Origin of the sequence: Streptomyces sp. NPDC087901 (assembly GCF_044742205.1) — a bacterium.
Classification (GTDB): domain Bacteria; phylum Actinomycetota; class Actinomycetes; order Streptomycetales; family Streptomycetaceae; genus Streptomyces.
Map to the genome: position 1 here is coordinate 305,197 of NZ_JBIUUC010000004.1, position 17,769 is coordinate 322,965.

Sequence of the window (17,769 nt, forward strand, 5' to 3'; positions counted from 1 at the left end):
GCAGCCGGTCAGGCGGCCGCCGCGACCTTGTGGGGGTTCACCCGGCGCGCCGGGCCAGCGTCAGCCGGGAGCGGGTGAGCGCCGCCGCCAGCAGCCCGGCCAGCAGCGGGACGACCACAGCCAGCAGCCCGATGGTCGCCCAGGGCAGCACGATCGGCGTGAAGGCGGACTCCATGGGCTCCTCCCGCATCGCGTCCATCGAGTTGCGCAGGTCGACCATGCGCAGCGCCACCGCGGGCACCAGGCCCGCCGCCGTGCCGAGCAGTACCCCGGTGAGTGCCACCACCAGGCACTGGAAGCCCGACAGCGTCCGCCTTACCCGCGGGGGCGCGCCTACCGCGCTCAGTGTGGTGAGGTCGGCCTCCGCGTCGGCCTTGGCGAGGCCGGTGGTGATGGCTGCCGCACCCAGGGTCACCACACCGGCGAACAGGGTGAGGATCAGCAGAATGATGTTCTCCCGGTCGCCCGGACCGCGTTCGGTCTGGAGCCAGAGCCCGCCGCCGGCCTGGTCGATGGCGGCCGAGACGCGCTGCTCCTCGGCCTCCGAGGGCGGGTGGGGGACGGCGTACACACTGCCGGACGGCTCCGTGTGCAGGCCGAGCCGCTCGGCGGTCCGCTGGGGAAGGATCATGCGGATGCCGGGGGTGGCGGCGTACTCGGCGTCCGCGACGTACACCTTCATCCGGTCCGTGGACGTGCGCGCCGGACCAGGGTGCAGCTTGCGGTTCTTCTCGTCCTTGGCGTTGTACATGTGGACGGCCTTGAGTGTGACCTCGCCGTCCTTCGCGTACGCCTGGTTCAGCAGGACGGGGGTGCCGGCCTTCAGAGCCGCGGCGGCCGCGGGGTCGTCGAGCTTCGCGTAGGTGCGGAGCAGTTCGGGGCCGCCCACCACGATGTTGTTCGACTCCGAGCTGAAACTGCCCGAGGAGATGTACTCGTCCATGCAGGCGGGGGACCGCATCATCTGCCGGTGCTCCTCCGCGGAGAGCCGTGCGGCGAGCTCCTTGGCGCCCTTCGTGTTGAGCGGGCATGTGTGGCCCTTGCCGGTGGGCTTGACCAGCTCCATGCTGCCGCAGCTGTTCTCGTCCTCGTAGTAGACGCCGCAGTCGCTGCCCGCCCAGACCCGGGAGAAGTCGGCGTGACCGCCGGTCACCGCCATGTTCCGCTCGACGGACGCGCGGACCAGTGGGAGCCGCTCGGCCGCCTTGGCGTCGGTGGACGAGAGGACCATCGTCCCCTGGGCCAGCATGGGCGTGTAGTCCTGGTCGGACTCGGCCAGACTGCTGGACATGTACGTCGCGATGGCCACCGAGCCCGCGACGGCCGCCATCACGGCGGCGACCGCCGGAGCGGTGCGGCCGCGGTTGCGGGCGGCGTCGCGCAGGGCCATCCGCGGCGAGAGGGGCAGTCTGCGGCCGAGCCGGCCCAGCAGGCCGACGATCACCGGAATGCAGGCGAGCAGCCCGAGCTCGGCGACGACCGAGCCGCCGGCGACCAGCGTGGACTCGCCGCGGGTACCGCCGAAGACGGCGACGGCGATGCCGAGGGCCAGCACACAGGCGCCCACGGTGGGCAGCACCCGGGAGCTGCGGCGCACACCGCGCCGCCCGGTGAGCGATTCCAGCACGGACTGCCGAGCGGCCACGATCGCCGGGGCGAACGCCGCAAGGAGCCCGGTGACCAGGCCGAGCGCGGCGATGACGAGGAGTTCCGTCGGCTTCAGGAGCAGGGAGCCGAAGCGCTGCCCGGCCCAGTCCTCGATCAGCGGCCGGAACACCATCGTGAGCAGCAGCCCGGCCGCGACACCGGTCACCGCCCCGACTGCGCCCAGCACCAGCCCGCCGGAGAGCACCACGGCACGCACATGGCGGCGGTCGCCGCCGCAGGTGCCGAGGAGTCCGAGCTGACGGCGTGAGCGGCGCGCACCGACGGCGAAGGCCGGTCCGGCGAGCAGGACGATCTCCAGGAGGGCCATGGCGACCACGGTGACGAGGGCCGCGCTCTCCTCGCCGGAGTCGTTCGAGTAGTAGCTGGTATCCGACTGTGCCATCGGGACTTCGGAGTCCGGCGGCGGGTCCAGGACCACCTGGCGGGACACGACGAGGGCGCCGGCCTTGTTGGCCGTGAGTACGTCGCCCCAGCCGATTCCGGCCCCCCTGGACCCCTTGACCAGCCACTCGGCCGATCCGGTGTTGGGCGGCAGCACCTTCTTGTCGCGGTCGGACGCTGCCTGCCACGGGGCGATGACGGCACCCGGATCGGCGTACAGCTGCTGCGCCTTCAGGTCGGTGGGCTGCTCGACCACACCGGTGATCGTGTATGTCCGCCCGGTGTTGTTCACGGTGGTGCGGGATCCGATGTGCAGCCCGGACGACTCCAGGAACGGCTTCGTGGCCGCCATCTCACCGGTGCCGTGCGGGAACTCGCCCTCGATCAGGTCGACCTTGCCCCGGGCCATCGGGTCCGAGGTCCGGAACTCCACGATTTCGGTGCCGGTGAGCCCGTACGCGGTCGTGACGCTCGCGGGCACGGACCGCATGCTGATCGCCCGCGCCCCCTCGGGGAAGGCCGTGCGCATGTCGACCGGCGGGACGTCCCCCTCGGGTGCTTCGTCACCGGCGATGTCGTACGAGTCCCCGGCGGGCATCTGCTGCAGCGGCCCCATGCCGGGGTCGCTGAACAGCGCGTCGGCCGAGCCCATTTGGGCCGTCAGCTGCTCGGCCTCGGTGGAGTCGACACTGCGGTACGTGACGTCGGCCGCGGTCACCCCGAGCACCGGCAGCGCGATCATGGCGACCACCAGGGCGCTGCGGCCCTTCGCCCGCATGGCGTCGCGGCGGGCAATCCGGAGGGCGGCGCGCCACCCCGTGAAGAGGCTCACTCGGCACTCCCGGCGGCCAGCAGCGAATCGGCTCCGACGGTCAGCGTCTGGTCGACGATGGAGCCGTCCCGCAGGAAGACCACCCGGTCCGCCCAGGCCGCGTAACGGGGCTCGTGCGTCACCATCACCCCGGCGGCGCCCTGGTCGCAGCGGTTGCGCAGCAGCGCGAGGACGGCCTCGCCGGTCTCGGAGTCGAGGGCCCCGGTCGGTTCGTCGGCGAGCACCAGGCGCCGGTCCCCCACGAGTGCGCGGGCGATCGCGACGCGTTGCTGCTGGCCGCCGGACATCTCGTCCGGGAAGCGGTCGGCGACCTCCAGGAGGTTCATCTCCTCCAGGGCGGCCAGGGCCTCCTTGCGCGCCTTGCGGACCGAGATCCCGTCGAGCTCGCGCGGCAGGGCGATGTTCTCGGCGGCGGTCAGGGCGGGGATCAGGTTGTAGTCCTGGAAGACGTAGCCGACGCTGCGGCGGCGCAGAGCCGCGATGCCTTTGCGGCCGAGTACGGAGATGTCCTGGCCCTCGATGATGATCTGGCCGCGTGTCGCGGTGTCGAGACCGCCGGCCAGGGTCAGCAGGGTGGACTTGCCCGAGCCGGAGGGGCCCATCACGGCGACGAGCTCACCGGGGTGCACGGACAGGTTGATCCCGCGCAGGGCGTGCACCTCGGCGATGCCGGTGCCATGGGTGCGGGTGAGGTCGCGGAGTTCGAGCACCGGTGCGTCCACCGGCAGGTGCGGAGCGGCCGGGGACGGGGACGGGATGTGCGGGGACATGACGGTGGGTTCCCCCCTGGAACGGGTCTGTGGTCGGTCTGTGCGCGTGGCCCGGTGGTCGTCGCGGCCATGGGCTCAGCAGTGCGCGGTGCGCGGTCTGAGCGGTCGCCCAGAGGCGCGTACGGCCCGCGGCTGCCGTGGTGGGTTCAGCGGCGTGCGCGGAGCCGGGAGGCGGCGCGTGCCCCGCTGCGCGGGGACGTGGGCGCCTCCGGCTCCGTGGCGGCGGCCTCGGCGAGACGGACCAGCCGGGACTCGCAGTGGTCCAGCCAGCGGGCCTCGGCCTCGGCCTGGAAGATCAGCTGTTCCAGTACGAGCAGCCAGGCGACTTCGTCGCGGTTGGCGGGGACGTCGCTGAGGGCCTGCGCCTTGAGGCGGGTGTAGTCCTGCATCGCCTTCACCGTGTGGTGGCGCTGGGACTGGATGATGGCCCGGATGTCGACGCCGGGGGCGCCGACGGCCATGGCGAGCTTGATGGCCAGCTCGTCTCGGGGCGGGCTGCTGCGGTCGACCGGCGTCTCGAACCAGGTGCGCAGTTCGGTGTGTCCGTCGTCGCTGATCGAGTAGAGGGCGTGCCCCTGCTCGTCCTCGCCGTCCTGGACGACCAGGCCGTCGCGCTCCAGTCTGCTCAGCGTCGTGTACACCTGTCCGACGTTGAGCGGCCAGGTGGAGCCGGTGCGCGACTCGAATTCGGTGCGGAGCTGGGAGCCGTAGCGGGGCCCCCGCTCCAGTAGGGCCAGTAGCCCATGGCGGATCGACATACTGAGTATGTATACCGAGTATGTCGATGGATGCAAGTCCTCGCCGCCGCCGAGGTGACTGACCGCCGTCGGTACGGTGCTCAGCCGGAGCGGCGCATGCGGTAGGCGAAGAAACCGAGTCCCAAGCCGATCAGGGCGATTCCCGTCCCGAGCGACACCTGCTTGACCTGCTGGGCGGCCGGTCCCTCCAGGGCCTGCTGTGACATCCGGCCGGCTCCGGGGGACGTGCTCGGCTCCGGAGTGAGGGACGGCACGGCGGCGGGCTGCGTCGCCGGTGGTTCCTTCTCGGCCTCGTCGAGGGCGTCGGCCCGGGCGAGCTCCTTGGGCGTCATCGGCCTCCCGGGCCGCTGCCGCCCCTCCCCGGCGGGCCGCCCGGCCAACAGCGCCCCGATGTCGTCCGGGCGCGGTGATCCGGCGCCGGGCGAAGGCGGAACGGAGGCGGCGGACGAGGATGCGGAGGCCGCACGGGAGGCGGCGGACGACGGCAGAGGCGCGGGGTGCGCAGGCGCGTTCGATGAGGTGACGGGGGCGCCGGAGCGCGAGACGGAAGGGGTTGCCGACGAGAGAACCGGCGACGGAACCGGCGACGGAACGGACGAGGAAACGAACGAGGGAGCCGACGGCGATACGGACGGCAGCGCGGACGGCGGAACGGGCGGCGGAACGGGCGGTGAAGCGGGCGGTGAAGCGGACGACAGCGCAGCCGAGAGCCCCGGCGACGCCCCGGGCAGGAGAGGCGCGAAAGGCGAAAGGGGTGAGGGGGACGAGAGAGGTGAGAGAGGCAGGAGAGGCGCGAGAGGCACTCTCGGCGACTCGGACGCGCCGGCCGTCGCCTCGCCCCGGACGGAAGCGCGCTGGCCGGCCTGCGCCTCCCCGCCCGTCATGGCCCCCAGTGTCGCGGCTGCCGTCAATGCCAGGCAGGCCACACACCGCGAGTGCCGCGAGGCGAGGTGTCCTGAAGCCATGAGGTCAGCGTCACATGTGACGGTATGTCCGGCATCTCCGGTGATGCGGACGGATGGCGGCGCGACGCCAAGGCAGCGCCTCGCAGCAACACCAGGAGCAGAGGCAGCACCAGCGGCACCTGCAACACCATCAGCAGAGGCCGTACAACCGCGCCCCTACGCCCCGCACGCCCTGCAACCCACGCGCCCCCGGCGAAACCCCGCACTCAACACCCCAGACCCCACGCCCCACGCCCTACGCCGGGTCGCCCGTCGCGATGCGGAGCTCGAAGTGGGCGCCCACCTTGGGCACCGCGGTTCCGGACGTGGGGAACTGGTCGATGACCTGGTCCTCCGCGTAGGCGTTCCCGGGGACCTTGATCTGCTTGATGGTCCAGCCGGCCGCGTCCGCGCAGGCGCGTGCCGAGAGGATGTCCTTGTAGAGGAAGCTCGGGGCGTCGACCTTGTTCGGGTCGTCGTCGTCCTCGTACGCCTCCGTGCACTTGTCGGTGTCTATCGTCCGGTTCCGCTCCGGATCCTTGTGGTCACCGGAGGGGGACTCGCTCGACGAGGCCTCGGTGCCGCCCTTGCCCGGGTCGTCGTCCTTCAGCGCGAGCGCCGTGATCAGGCCGCCGACCGCGATCAGGGCGACCACGATCGAGCCGACGATCACCGGCATGTTCCGCTTGGAGCCGCCGCCCGAGGACGGGGCATGCGTCTGCGGCGAGACCGAGTACGGCGTCGGGGGCTGCTGCTGCATCGGCGACATCGCCGCCGGTGTCTGGTACGCCGGAGCCGACTGCGGATAGCCGTACGACGGCGCCGGAGTGGGCGCCGGGGTCGGCACGCCGTAGGGGCCGGGCTGCTGCTGCGACTGATAGGGCCCCGGCTGGTACGGCGTCTGGACGTTCGGCGGTGCGGGGGTGGACTGGTCGACCGGCGGGAAGACGGCCGAGCCGACCCCCGAGCCGCTGTTCGCCGGAGCGCCCGCGCCGCTGACGATCGCGGGGGCGCCCGTCTGCCCGCTCGCGTTCAGCACGCGCGCGATCTCGTCCTGCATCGCGGCGGCGCTCGGGAAGCGCTCGTTCGGGTTCTTCTTCAGGGCGCGGGCGACGAGGGCGTCCATCGCCGGGGTGAGCGACCGGTTGATGGTGGACGGGGCGACCGGCTCCTCCTGCACATGCGCGTACGCGATGGCGAGCGGGGAGTCCGCGTCGAAGGGGATGCGGCCGGTCAGCAGCTGGAACAGCATGATGCCGACGGAATACAGGTCGGAGCGGGCGTCCACGCCACGGCCCAGGGCCTGCTCGGGGGAGAGGTATTGCGGGGTGCCGACGACCATGCCGGTCTGCGTCATCGACGTGACGCCCGACTGCATGGCGCGGGCGATGCCGAAGTCCATGACCTTCACGATGCCGCGCTTGGTCACCATCACGTTGCCGGGCTTGATGTCGCGGTGGACAAGACCCATCTCGTGGCTGGTGTCCAGGGCGGCCAGCACGTCGGCCGTCACCTTGAGCGCCTTGTCGGCGGGCATCGCGCCGTAGTTGCGGATGTCCGCCTGGAGGACGGAGCCGAGCGGTTGCCCCTCGACGTACTCCATGACGATGTACGGCATCAGCGCGCCGCCGAGTTCGTCCTCGCCGGTGTCGAAGACGGAGACGATGTTGGTGTGCTGAAGCTTGGCGACCGCCTGCGCCTCGCGCCGGAACCGCTCACGGAACGACTGCTCGCGACCGAGCTCCGTGTGGAGCGTCTTGATCGCTACCTGCCGGTCGAGCGCGGAGTCGTAGGCCAGATATACGGATGCCATCCCGCCTTCGCCCAGCAGATCACGAAGCTGGTAGCGGCCGCCGGCGACCGAACCGCCCGCGTAGCGACCCTGGGCACCGTGTGCGCCGTCCTGGCTCATGACTTGCTTCCCCCTAGGGCCGCGCGAGCGCGCGAAGATCCGTATTACTGGCCAAGTCTGCCCGAGGGGTACGACACGTCAAGCCAGGTGCCCGTTCCGTGACCCTACGCACAAGAAGCGTCTCGGAAGCGTTACAGGAACCGCATGGAATTTGCGCGGTTGGCGCGCCAGCCGGTTGGATGACCCGTCCCTCTCGAAATCGGTGTGTCCGACGGAGGCTGTAGCGTGACGTGGCAATGCAGCTAGGCACCGTGAGAACCCGCGGACGCGCGGACAGAAACGACGGCGAGGACTGATGGCACCCGAACCCGGAGCAAACGGCGGGGGAGTTCCGGATGGCACCGACGCCTGGGGCATCGGCGGTGTCGTCGGCGACGGACGTTACCGGCTGACCGGCCGACTGGGCCGGGGCGGCATGGCCGAGGTCTTCGCAGCCGAGGATGTCCGGCTCGGACGTACGGTCGCGGTGAAACTGCTGCGCTCCGATCTTGCCGAGGACCCGGTCTCCAAGGCCCGGTTCACGCGTGAGGCGCAGTCGGTCGCCGGCCTCAACCACCATGCGGTGGTGGCGGTGTACGACTCCGGCGAGGACACCGTGGCCGGCCAGACGGTTCCGTACATCGTCATGGAGCTCGTCGAGGGCCGCACCATCCGTGACCTGCTGCTCAATGCGGAGGCCCCGCCTCCGGAGCAGGCGTTGATCATCGTCTCCGGAGTGCTGGAGGCGCTGGCCTACTCGCACCAGCACGGGATCGTGCACCGGGACATCAAGCCGGCCAACGTGATCATCACGCACTCCGGTGCGGTCAAGGTGATGGACTTCGGCATCGCCCGTGCGCTGCACGGCGCGCAGTCGACGATGACCCAGACCGGCATGGTCATGGGGACGCCGCAGTACCTCTCCCCCGAGCAGGCGCTGGGCAAGGCCGTCGACCACCGCTCCGACCTGTACGCCACCGGGTGCCTGCTCTACGAACTCCTCGCACTGCGGCCCCCGTTCACGGGCGAAACGCCGCTTTCCGTGGTGTATCAGCACGTTCAGGACATTCCGGTCCCGCCGTCGGAGATCTCGCACGGGGTGCCGCCGGAGCTCGACGGGCTCGTCATGCGCTCGCTCGCGAAGGACCCGGACGACCGGTTCCAGAGCGCGGAGGAGATGCGCGGACTGGTCCAGTACAGCCTGCAGATGCTCCAGGTGCAGGGTGGTCACACCGGTACGTGGAACACCGGCCCGGTCGTGATGAACGACGGCCAGAACACCCCGCCCCGGGGCATGACCGGCTCCACCCGTGCGATGAGCCAGGGTGGATACCACGGGGACACGTCGCAGGGCCCGATCCTGCCGCCGATGAACCCGGACGACGGTGGCTACGACGGCGGCAGCAGCCGGCAGGGCGGTGGCGGCCGCGGGAAGCTGTGGCTGTTCATCGTGCTCGCGCTGATCGCCATCGGAGTGGGTGTGGCCATCGCGGTCAACGCGGCCAAGGGCAGCGGCGAGAAGCCCAAGGCGCCGGTCACCTCGACTTCCAGCTCGCCGTCCCCGACGGAGACGTCGGCCTCGCCGACCGACGAGGAGACGACGCAGGACACCGAGCAGCCGGGGAACTCCACGGGCGATCAGCAGGAGACGCCTGAACAGCCCTCGTACACCCCGTCGTACACCCCGAGCGAGACGACCGATCCGACGCCTTCGGCCACGCCGACGAAGACGGACACGGCGGGTACGAGCGAGGGCAGCACGGACGCGGGCACCAGCACGGGCACGGACGCCGGTACGGACGCAGGCACTGACGCGGGTACGGACGCGGGCACTGACGCAGGCACGGACGCAGGCACGGACGCGGGCACGGACGCGGGCACGGGTACGGACGCGGGAGTCACCTCCGGAACCAGTGCCGGAGCCGCCGCGGGCGCCGGTGGTGGCACCACTCCGTAACCCTCACCCCGTGAACGCGTCGCGTACCGCCTCGTACTCACGGGTCCACCAGACCGCCAGGGCCGACACCGCAGGGAACTGCGGGTCGGCCCTGCGGTCGTTCAGGCAGTAGCGCCAGTGCAGTATCCAGAAGTCGTTGAGCCGCTCCCACCACACCCGGTGCACCGCCGCGGCCAGCTCGTCCGCGCCCGCACCGGCTGCCCGCCGGTAGGCGCGCGCGTAGGCCCGCACCTTCCCCAGCTCCAGCTCCCCGGCCGGCTTCACGAAGAAGATCGCCGCGGCCCGTACCGCCTCTTCCGCGCGCGGCTGCACTCCCAGCCGGTCCCAGTCCAGGATCGCCACCGGTTCGGCGCCCCGGTAGAGCACGTTCAGCGGGTGGAAGTCACCGTGCACCCAACCGGTCGCCGGGCCGTCCGGGGCGGGTGGCCGGTGGTCCGCGTGCTGTTCCAGCAGGGTGCGCCGCTCCAGCAGCCGGTGCTCGGCCAGTTCGTCGAAGGAGTCCCGGGGCCGGCGGCCGCGCGCAGCGGCCAGTAACTCGTCGATCAGCGCGAACGTGTCGGAGGCGTCGGGGCTCGCATGGCAGGACCGCCCCCCGGCCCCCGACCCCGCGTCCATGACCTGCTCAAGACCTGTGTGTACGGCTCCGAGCAGCGCCCCGAGACGCAGCGACTGGGCGAGGGTGAGCTGGGCGCCTGCCCGGTGCAGTCCGTCGACCCAGGGGTGCAGGGCGTAGCAGCGTCCGCCGATCTCGGTGACGGTGTCCCCGTCGCTGTCCACGATGGGCGGCGCGACGGGCACTCCGAGTGACTGGAGCCGCTGGGTGGCCCGGTGCTGGCGGACGATCGTGGCGCGGTCGCCGGTGGAGTCGTCCAGGTGATGCTTGAGGAAGTACGAGCCGCGGGTGGTGGATACCCGGTAACCGTGGTTGAGCAGGCCCTGGGCGAGCGGCTTGCAGGTGAGCGGCTCGCCTGCGTCCGGGTAGCGGCGCAGCACCTCGCCGACCGGGGGAACAGGCGGGAATGTTACAGATGAGCGCGGCACTCGCCAGATGTTAGATCACGCTGCGTTGCGGATCTGCGGAGTTGCGTGGAAGTCCAGAGTGTGCACAGTGACGAAGTGCGGGTCGAGCCGGATGTAGGCCGGTGCGAAGGGCTCCCCGTTGACCTCGATCGGTGCGGGGCCGAAGAGCTCGCGCTGGGCGCAGGTCGGCTCGACGATCTGTGCGGGCCCGGTGAACTGCACGGACCACAGGTCGCGGCTGCCGGCCGAGGTGGCGGCGTTGTAGTTGTCCGCGCCGTACGCCACGACCGCGCCGTCGCAGGCGTCGTGGTAGCCGAGACCGCTGTGCATGCGCAGGACGACGCGGCCGTCGGTGACGATGTGCCGGGCCACCGTCAGGATCGGGAGGGCTCGCATACTCGTCGCCAGACGGCCGTAGGGGACCCGGCCGAGCAGTTGGATCGCGTGGAGTTCCTCGGAGGACATGCCTTCCACTGTCCGTCACCACGGGGGTGCGCAGAAGAGGCCGCGGCCCCGGGTGGCACGGGACCAAAGTCCCGAAGATCACCGGGGGCCGCGGCCCCTTCCGTACATCTGTACGGGTCAGCGCTTCTCGGCCTGGAGCCGCGCCACATAGGCGGCGGCCTGCGAACGCCGTTCCATGCCCAGCTTGGACAGCAGGCTGGAGACGTAGTTCTTGATCGTCTTCTCGGCGAGGTGGAGCCGCTCACCGATCACCCGGTTCGTCAGCCCCTCGCCGATCAGATCCAGGATCTTGCGCTCCTGGTCGGTGAGGCCCGCGAGTTTGTCGTCGCCGCGGCCCTTCTTTCCGTCGCGCAGCCGTTCCAGCACGCGCGCGGTGGCCACCGGGTCGAGCAGCGACTTTCCGGCCGCCACGTCCCGTACGGCATTCAGCAGTTCATTGCCGCGGATGGCCTTGAGCACATATCCGGAGGCGCCCGCCATGATGGCGTCGAAAAGTGCTTCGTCGTCGGCGTACGAAGTCAGCATCAGGCAGTTGATGGACTCGTCCTTGGAACGGATCTCGCGACAGACCTCCACTCCGCTGCCGTCCGGCAGCCGTACGTCGAGGACGGCGACATCGGGCCGGGTCGCGGGGATCCGTACCAGCGCGTCCGCGGCCGTACCGGCCTCGCCGACCACTTCGATGTCGTCCTCGCCCGAGAGCAGCTCATGGACTCCGCGGCGGACGACTTCATGGTCGTCCAGCAGAAAAACAGTGATTTTTCCTTCTTTGCGCACAAACGCAGTCTCACACACTCCCCTCTTCCCTGCCGGTGTCGGGCGGGATAACGTGCCGTTGTTCCGGCAGCCTGTAAGGCTGTTACCAGTGCTGTGACCAGCGAGAGTTCCCGAATTCTTCGATTTACTTGGATATCCAAGCAAAATCGCAGGTCAGGAAGGGTTTCGCAGTTGCGCGAAGCACTGGGTAACGTGCCTTTTAACAGGGCGCTCGCCGGGGCACCTGTCACGCCTGTTCCCGGACCGAGCGGCACCCACCCCGTGCACGGGTACGGACACAGGCGAGCCGCACTGGTCTCCCGGCAGACCCCGGGGGCCGGACCGACGGAGGAGCACGCACGTGACCGTGGAGAGCACTGCTGCCGCGCGTAAACCGCGACGCAGCAGCAAGCGGACCAGCGCCGCGAAGACGCCACAGAGTTCCGGACCCGAACTCGTACAGCTGCTGACGCCCGAGGGCGTTCGCGTCGAGCACCCGGACTACTCGATCGACCTGACCGCGGACGAGCTGCGCGGTCTGTACCGGGACATGGTCCTGACCCGCCGCTTCGACGCCGAGGCCACCGCGCTCCAGCGCCAGGGCGAGCTGGGCCTGTGGGCCTCGCTGCTGGGCCAGGAGGCCGCTCAGATCGGCTCCGGCCGGGCGCTGCGCGACGACGACTACGTCTTCCCGACCTACCGCGAGCACGGCGTCGCCTGGTGCCGCGGTGTCGACCCGACCAATCTGCTCGGGATGTTCCGCGGTGTGAACCACGGCGGCTGGGACCCGAACACCAACAACTTCCACCTGTACACGATCGTCATCGGCTCGCAGACCCTGCACGCCACCGGCTACGCCATGGGCGTGGCCAAGGACGGCGCGGACTCGGCCGTGATCGCGTACTTCGGTGACGGCGCCTCCAGCCAGGGCGATGTCGCCGAGGCGTTCACCTTCTCCGCGGTCTACAACGCCCCGGTCGTGTTCTTCTGCCAGAACAACCAGTGGGCGATCTCCGAGCCGACCGAGAGGCAGACCCGGGTGCCGCTCTACCAGCGCGCCCAGGGCTTCGGCTTCCCCGGTGTCCGGGTCGACGGCAACGACGTACTCGCCTGCCTGGCCGTCACCAAGTCGGCTCTGGAGCGGGCCCGCCAGGGCGAGGGGCCCACCCTCGTCGAGGCGTTCACCTACCGGATGGGCGCGCACACCACCTCCGACGACCCGACGAAGTACCGGGCCGACGAGGAGCGCGTCGCCTGGGAGGCCAAGGACCCGATCCTGCGCCTGCGCACCTACATGGAGAACGAGGGCGCCGCCGACGAGGCGTTCTTCACCGCTCTCGACGAGGAGAGCGAGACCCTCGGCAAGCGGGTCCGCGAAGCCGTACGGTCCATGCCCCAGCCGGACAGGCTGGCCATCTTCGACCACGCCTACGCCGACGGGAACGCGCTCGTCGACGAGGAGCGCGCCCAGTTCGCCGCCTACCAGGCATCGTTCGCCGAGGAGGGCAAGTAGCCATGGCCATGGAAAAGATGTCCATTGCGAAGGCGCTCAACGAGTCGCTGCGCAAGGCCCTCGACACCGACCCCAAGGTCCTCATCATGGGTGAGGACGTCGGCAAGCTGGGCGGGGTCTTCCGGATCACCGACGGGCTCCAGAAGGACTTCGGCGAGGACCGGGTGATCGACACCCCGCTCGCCGAGTCCGGCATCGTCGGTACGGCGATCGGCCTGGCCCTGCGCGGCTACCGGCCGATCGTGGAGATCCAGTTCGACGGCTTCGTCTTCCCCGCGTACGACCAGATCGTCACGCAGCTCGCGAAGATGCACGCCCGCTCGCTCGGCAAGATCAAGCTGCCGGTCGTCGTACGGATTCCCTACGGCGGCGGCATCGGCGCCGTGGAGCACCACAGCGAGTCGCCCGAGGCGCTGTTCGCGCACGTCGCGGGCCTGAAGGTCGTCTCGCCCTCCAACGCGTCGGACGCGTACTGGATGATGCAGCAGGCCGTGCAGAGCGACGACCCGATCATCTTCTTCGAGCCGAAGCGCCGCTACTGGGACAAGGGTGAACTCGACACCGAGTCCATCCCGGGCCGGCTCCACCAGGCCTCCGTCGCCCGTACCGGCACGGACCTCACGCTCGTCGCCTACGGCCCGATGGTGAAGGTCTGCCTGGAGGCCGCCGCGGCCGCCCAGGAGGAGGGCAAGTCGATCGAGGTCGTGGACCTGCGGTCGATGTCCCCGATCGACTTCGACGCCATCCAGGCCTCGGTCGAGAAGACCCGCCGGCTGGTCGTGGTCCACGAGGCGCCGGTGTTCTACGGCTCCGGCGCGGAGATCGCCGCTCGCATCACGGAGCGCTGCTTCTACCACCTGGAGGCACCCGTGCTGAGGGTCGGCGGCTACCACGTCCCGTACCCGCCGGCCCGGCTGGAGGACGAGTACCTCCCGGGTCTCGACCGCGTGCTCGACGCCGTCGACCGCTCGCTGGCGTACTGAGGACGGGGACGTGACAACGATGACCGAGACTTCCAACGCTGCTCGCTTCCGTGAGTTCAAGATGCCCGACGTGGGCGAGGGACTGACCGAGGCCGAGATCCTCAAGTGGTTCGTCCAGCCCGGCGACACCGTCACCGACGGCCAGGTCGTCTGCGAGGTCGAGACGGCGAAGGCGGCCGTGGAGCTGCCCATTCCGTTCGACGGCGTGGTGCACGAGCTGCGCTTTCCCGAGGGCACGACCGTCGACGTCGGCCAGGTGATCATCGCGGTGGACGTGGCGCCGGGTTCCGGCGACGACGTCCCCGCGGCGGCCGAGCCCGCTCCGGCTCCCGCTCCCGCACCGGAGCCGGAGGCCGAGGCGCCGAAGGCCCGCAAGCCCGTACTGGTGGGCTACGGCGTGGCCGAGTCCTCCACCAAGCGGCGCGCCCGCAAGGGCACCGAGACGGCTCCCGCCGCCGCGTCCGCCGCGATCCAGGGCGAGATGAACGGCCAGGGCACCGGCCACGGCACCGCCGCTGTCGCGGAGAGCCGTCCGCTGGCCAAGCCGCCGGTGCGCAAGCTCGCCAAGGACCTGGGCATCGACCTGGCGACGGTCACCCCGACAGGGGAGGGTGGCGTCATCACCCGCGAGGACGTGCACGCGGCGGCGACACCGGCGCCCGCCCCCGCGCCGGTGCAGGCCGAGGCGACGGCCCCGGCCCCGGTCGTGGCTCCGGCCCCGTCCGTGACCGCCCGCGAGACGCGTATCCCCGTCAAGGGCGTGCGTAAGGCCATCGCGCAGGCGATGGTCGGCAGCGCGTTCACGGCGCCGCACGTCACCGAGTTCGTGACCGTCGACGTGACGCGCACGATGAAGCTCGTGGCGGAGCTCAAGGAGGACAAGGACATGGCGGGGGTGCGGGTCAACCCGCTCCTGATCATCGCCAAGGCCCTCCTGGTCGCGATCAAGCGGAACCCCGAGGTCAACGCCGCCTGGGACGAGGCGAACCAGGAGATCGTGCAGAAGCACTACGTCAACCTGGGCATCGCCGCCGCCACCCCGCGCGGACTGATCGTGCCGAACATCAAGGACGCCCACGACCAGACGCTGCCGCAGCTGGCCGCGTCCCTGGGCGAGCTGGTCTCCACGGCCCGCGAGGGCAAGACGTCCCCCGCCGCGATGGCGGGCGGCACGGTGACCATCACCAACGTCGGCGTCTTCGGCGTCGACACGGGCACGCCGATCCTGAACCCGGGCGAGTCCGCGATCCTCGCGGTGGGCGCGATCAAGCTCCAGCCATGGGTCCACAAGGGCAAGGTGAAGCCCCGCCAGGTCACCACGCTGGCGCTCTCGTTCGACCACCGCCTGGTCGACGGCGAGCTCGGCTCCAAGGTCCTGGCGGACGTCGCCGCGATCCTGGAACAGCCGAAGCGGCTGATCACCTGGGGGTAGTTACCCCGGTGGTACGTGTGTGAGGTGGGCCCGTGCGAAGTTTGCGCGGGCCCGCTTGCGTGTCGAGTCCCAGCCAACCGCCCTCGGCCGGATCGCCGCGGAGGGACGACGAAACCAGCCACGTGGCGCGGCGCGGACGTATCCGCAGTACGCCAACTCACCTGCACCGCGGCCTCCGGTGAGGTGGTTCTGCTCGGAGGTCAGGCGGGGACGCCGGCCCGGTTCAGGACGGCGGCCATCTCGCTCTCGGGGAGCGCGGGGTTGGCACCCGCGCTGGAGGCCAGTTCAGGGACAAGAAGTGCCTCACGGAGCCGGTGGACCGGCAGGCGCGGATCACGGGCCGCCGCCTGACGCGTCCAGACCGCGGGGTCATGGCTGAGCCGTTCGATCAGTGCGGGCGTGGCGGCCGGGTCCCGGACCGCCAGCCGGCGGTAGTTCCCGTCCGGGTGGCCCGCGTAGCGCGCGGCGAGACCTTCACGGGGAAAGCGGGGGTGCGTCTCCGCCATCCAGGCAGAGAACGTCCCGCCGAGCCGCGCGTACACCCGCATCAGGGTCTCCTCCGGGGTGTCGGGGTGGTGAATGCCCAGGCGGTTCTCCACCACCGGGTCCTCGACGCGTGCGAGTAGGCGCAGCAGGTCGGGCGGCAGATGGGGGCTCCGGGCGGCGGCGCGCCGGAGCAGCGGGTGAGCGGAGGTCGCGGCCCGACGCAGCACCTCGGGGTCGGCGAGCCCGTCCCGTACCCACTGCACGTCGTCGCCCCTGTCGAGGTCCCCGATCGTGAAGTCGATCGTCATGCGCCGTCTCTCGTCCAGTTCGGGCCTGAGGGAGACCGCGAGCCGTACGGCCTCGTCGGGGTCGTCGGCGAGCCGCTCGACAAGATCGGCGGGCAGCGAAGGATTCTCGGCGAGGGCAGCCAGGTGCGTCCGCTCGGCGACGCACCGTTCGGCGTCGGCGCGGACGAGGAGCCCGTGGCGCAGCGCCTCGGCGGCGGCCTTCGGATCGTGGAGGAGTCCGGCGGTGACGTGGGCGTCCCCTCGGCACTCCCACAGCGCGGCGGCCCGCCGTACCTCGAGGTCCGGGTCGGCCAGCAGTGCCGACCGTTCGCCCGGCGCCAGGATCTCCCATGCACGCACCGCGCCCCTGCGCGCAGCCGGATCGTGGTGCGTGGCCAGCGAGGCCACGAACGACGGCGCCAGGAGGGGCGAGTCCAGCAGGGCCGCTCGCACGGAGGCATCAGGGTCGTCGAGCAAGCGGGCACACACGGCGTCCGGCAGCGGGGCGACCGTCGTACGCGGCACGCTCCACTCGGGTCCGTACGCGAGCGCGGTCCGCACCTCGGGTGAGAGGTCGTCCGCGAGCCGGGCCCGCTGTGATGGCTCGGCCCCGCTGCTCATCGCGTAGCCGATCCGGGCGCGCGGGTTCGGGTGGGCCAGGATCGCCGCGATGGCCGGTTCGGGGAGTCCGGCTCGCTGGAGAGCGTCCCGGGGCGGACCGTCACCACCACCGTCGAAGCCCAGCAAGCGCAGCAGCAGCGGTGTTGGCAGCGCCGGATTGCGTGCGACTCCGTCCAGCGCGGATGCGTGAAACGCCACCATGATTCCCCATTCCCCCGCCCCCAGGTCTTCCCTGGCGGGCCCGCGACCATGATCTCCTGTGTGCCCGGCAGGACCCGCTGATCGGCATCGGCTGCCCGGCCGCTCCTATGCGTCGCGCCTACTTCCCTTCCGAGTTCGCGGCGACTCCCCCCGATGCCTCCGACTGTTTCCGCACCGCGAGTTCGGCGTACACGGTCTTGCCGACGGTGCGTGGCTCGACGCCCCAGTGGTCGGCGAGCTGGGCGACGATGAGGAGCCCGCGCCCGTAACAGTCGTCGGCGCCCGCCTCACGCAGTCCGGGGAGCCGCTCGCCTCGGGGGTCGCTGACCTCGATGCGGAGGGTGGACGCGGTGAGGCTGAGGTGAACCCGGAAGAGCCGGCCCCGCATGCAGCCGTGCAGTAAGGCATTGGTCGCCAACTCACTGACGAGGAGCGCGGCTTCGCCCGCCTGGTGGGGGTGGCCCCACTCGGTGACCAGTCGTGCGGCGCGGCGGCGGCAGAGGGTGACGCTGCGGGCGGTGGGGGTGTAGTCGAGGCGGTCCTCGTGGAGTGGGGGTTGCGGTTCGGGCTCGGGGGCGAGGGCTTCTTGGGCTGCGGTCATGGTCGCGTGCCTCTCTGCTGAGGTGCGGGCGGTGGCAATGCCGCGCCTGTGTGGGCAGGGCGGTGCACTTCCGCCGGTCTGCTTCGCTTTGTGATTGGCGTGACACCGAACGTAGCGACATGGCCCAGATGGGTGCAAGTGAAACGGGGACACTTGTCCCTAACGGGCGATGGTGGTCGACGCCTCGCCGTGCGGGAGGCGAC

At 70.9% G+C, this 17,769-nt stretch carries 14 protein-coding genes; 4 read left to right on the forward strand and 10 right to left on the reverse strand.

Features of this window, described 5'->3' with window-relative positions:
* Window positions 1-37: 37 nt before the first annotated feature.
* The 5 genes from ACIOEW_RS15115 to ACIOEW_RS15135 all read right to left on the reverse strand — a co-directional run bounded on the left by ACIOEW_RS15115 (window position 38) and on the right by ACIOEW_RS15135 (window position 7,265).
* Entirely contained in the window at window positions 38-2,881 is a 2,844-nt protein-coding gene (locus ACIOEW_RS15115; RefSeq protein ID WP_401964163.1) for an FtsX-like permease family protein, read from the reverse strand.
* Window positions 2,878-3,651, reverse strand: a complete 774-nt coding sequence (locus tag ACIOEW_RS15120; protein WP_401964165.1) for an ABC transporter ATP-binding protein — start codon at window positions 3,649-3,651, stop codon at window positions 2,878-2,880. Before ACIOEW_RS15120 ends, ACIOEW_RS15115 begins: the two co-directional genes overlap by 4 nt.
* Before the next feature lie 146 nt (window positions 3,652-3,797).
* The gene (locus ACIOEW_RS15125; RefSeq protein ID WP_401964167.1) at window positions 3,798-4,409 is read right to left on the reverse strand and encodes a PadR family transcriptional regulator; all 612 of its coding nucleotides are present in this window, start codon (window positions 4,407-4,409) and stop codon (window positions 3,798-3,800) included.
* Between the two features lie 80 nt (window positions 4,410-4,489).
* On the reverse strand, window positions 4,490-4,741 hold the full coding sequence (locus tag ACIOEW_RS15130) for a hypothetical protein (protein ID WP_362539842.1): 252 nt from the start codon (window positions 4,739-4,741) through the stop codon (window positions 4,490-4,492).
* Window positions 4,742-5,609: 868 nt separating this feature from the next.
* Window positions 5,610-7,265 (reverse strand): protein kinase domain-containing protein, encoded by a 1,656-nt coding sequence (locus ACIOEW_RS15135; RefSeq protein WP_362539839.1) that lies wholly within the window; start codon window positions 7,263-7,265, stop codon window positions 5,610-5,612.
* Between the two features lie 295 nt (window positions 7,266-7,560).
* Here ACIOEW_RS15135 and ACIOEW_RS15140 point away from each other — a divergent pair, with 295 nt between their 5' ends.
* Entirely contained in the window at window positions 7,561-9,201 is a 1,641-nt protein-coding gene (locus ACIOEW_RS15140; protein WP_401964169.1) for a protein kinase, read from the forward strand.
* Between the two features lie 3 nt (window positions 9,202-9,204).
* On the opposite strand, the gene ACIOEW_RS15145 is transcribed toward ACIOEW_RS15140, so the two are convergent.
* From ACIOEW_RS15145 to ACIOEW_RS15155, 3 genes are all read right to left on the reverse strand, one after another.
* Complete coding sequence (locus ACIOEW_RS15145) at window positions 9,205-10,194, reverse strand: phosphotransferase enzyme family protein (protein WP_401964452.1); 990 nt, start codon at window positions 10,192-10,194, stop codon at window positions 9,205-9,207.
* Window positions 10,195-10,257: 63 nt separating this feature from the next.
* The gene (locus ACIOEW_RS15150) at window positions 10,258-10,686 is read right to left on the reverse strand and encodes a pyridoxamine 5'-phosphate oxidase family protein (protein ID WP_362539830.1); all 429 of its coding nucleotides are present in this window, start codon (window positions 10,684-10,686) and stop codon (window positions 10,258-10,260) included.
* 117 nt (window positions 10,687-10,803) lie between these two features.
* A complete protein-coding gene (locus ACIOEW_RS15155; RefSeq protein ID WP_401964170.1) occupies window positions 10,804-11,463 on the reverse strand; it encodes a response regulator in 660 nt (219 codons plus the stop codon).
* A 340-nt stretch (window positions 11,464-11,803) separates the two neighbouring features.
* Between ACIOEW_RS15155 and pdhA the strand changes: the two genes are divergently transcribed.
* From pdhA to ACIOEW_RS15170, 3 genes are read left to right on the forward strand one after another with little or no spacing between them, the layout of a single operon-like run.
* Window positions 11,804-12,955, forward strand: a complete 1,152-nt coding sequence (gene pdhA / locus ACIOEW_RS15160) for a pyruvate dehydrogenase (acetyl-transferring) E1 component subunit alpha (RefSeq protein ID WP_401964171.1) — start codon at window positions 11,804-11,806, stop codon at window positions 12,953-12,955.
* Window positions 12,956-12,957: 2 nt separating this feature from the next.
* Complete coding sequence (locus ACIOEW_RS15165; protein ID WP_362539824.1) at window positions 12,958-13,938, forward strand: alpha-ketoacid dehydrogenase subunit beta; 981 nt, start codon at window positions 12,958-12,960, stop codon at window positions 13,936-13,938.
* 10 nt (window positions 13,939-13,948) lie between these two features.
* Window positions 13,949-15,370 carry a dihydrolipoamide acetyltransferase family protein gene (locus tag ACIOEW_RS15170; protein ID WP_401964172.1) on the forward strand — a complete coding sequence of 474 codons (1,422 nt, stop codon included), beginning with the start codon at window positions 13,949-13,951 and terminating at the stop codon, window positions 15,368-15,370.
* Between the two features lie 200 nt (window positions 15,371-15,570).
* Here ACIOEW_RS15170 and ACIOEW_RS15175 read toward each other — a convergent pair whose 3' ends face one another.
* On the reverse strand, window positions 15,571-16,965 hold the full coding sequence (locus ACIOEW_RS15175; protein ID WP_401964174.1) for a Mucin-2: 1,395 nt from the start codon (window positions 16,963-16,965) through the stop codon (window positions 15,571-15,573).
* 118 nt (window positions 16,966-17,083) lie between these two features.
* On the reverse strand, window positions 17,084-17,566 hold the full coding sequence (locus ACIOEW_RS15180) for an ATP-binding protein (RefSeq protein WP_401964175.1): 483 nt from the start codon (window positions 17,564-17,566) through the stop codon (window positions 17,084-17,086).
* Window positions 17,567-17,769 lie beyond the last annotated feature (203 nt).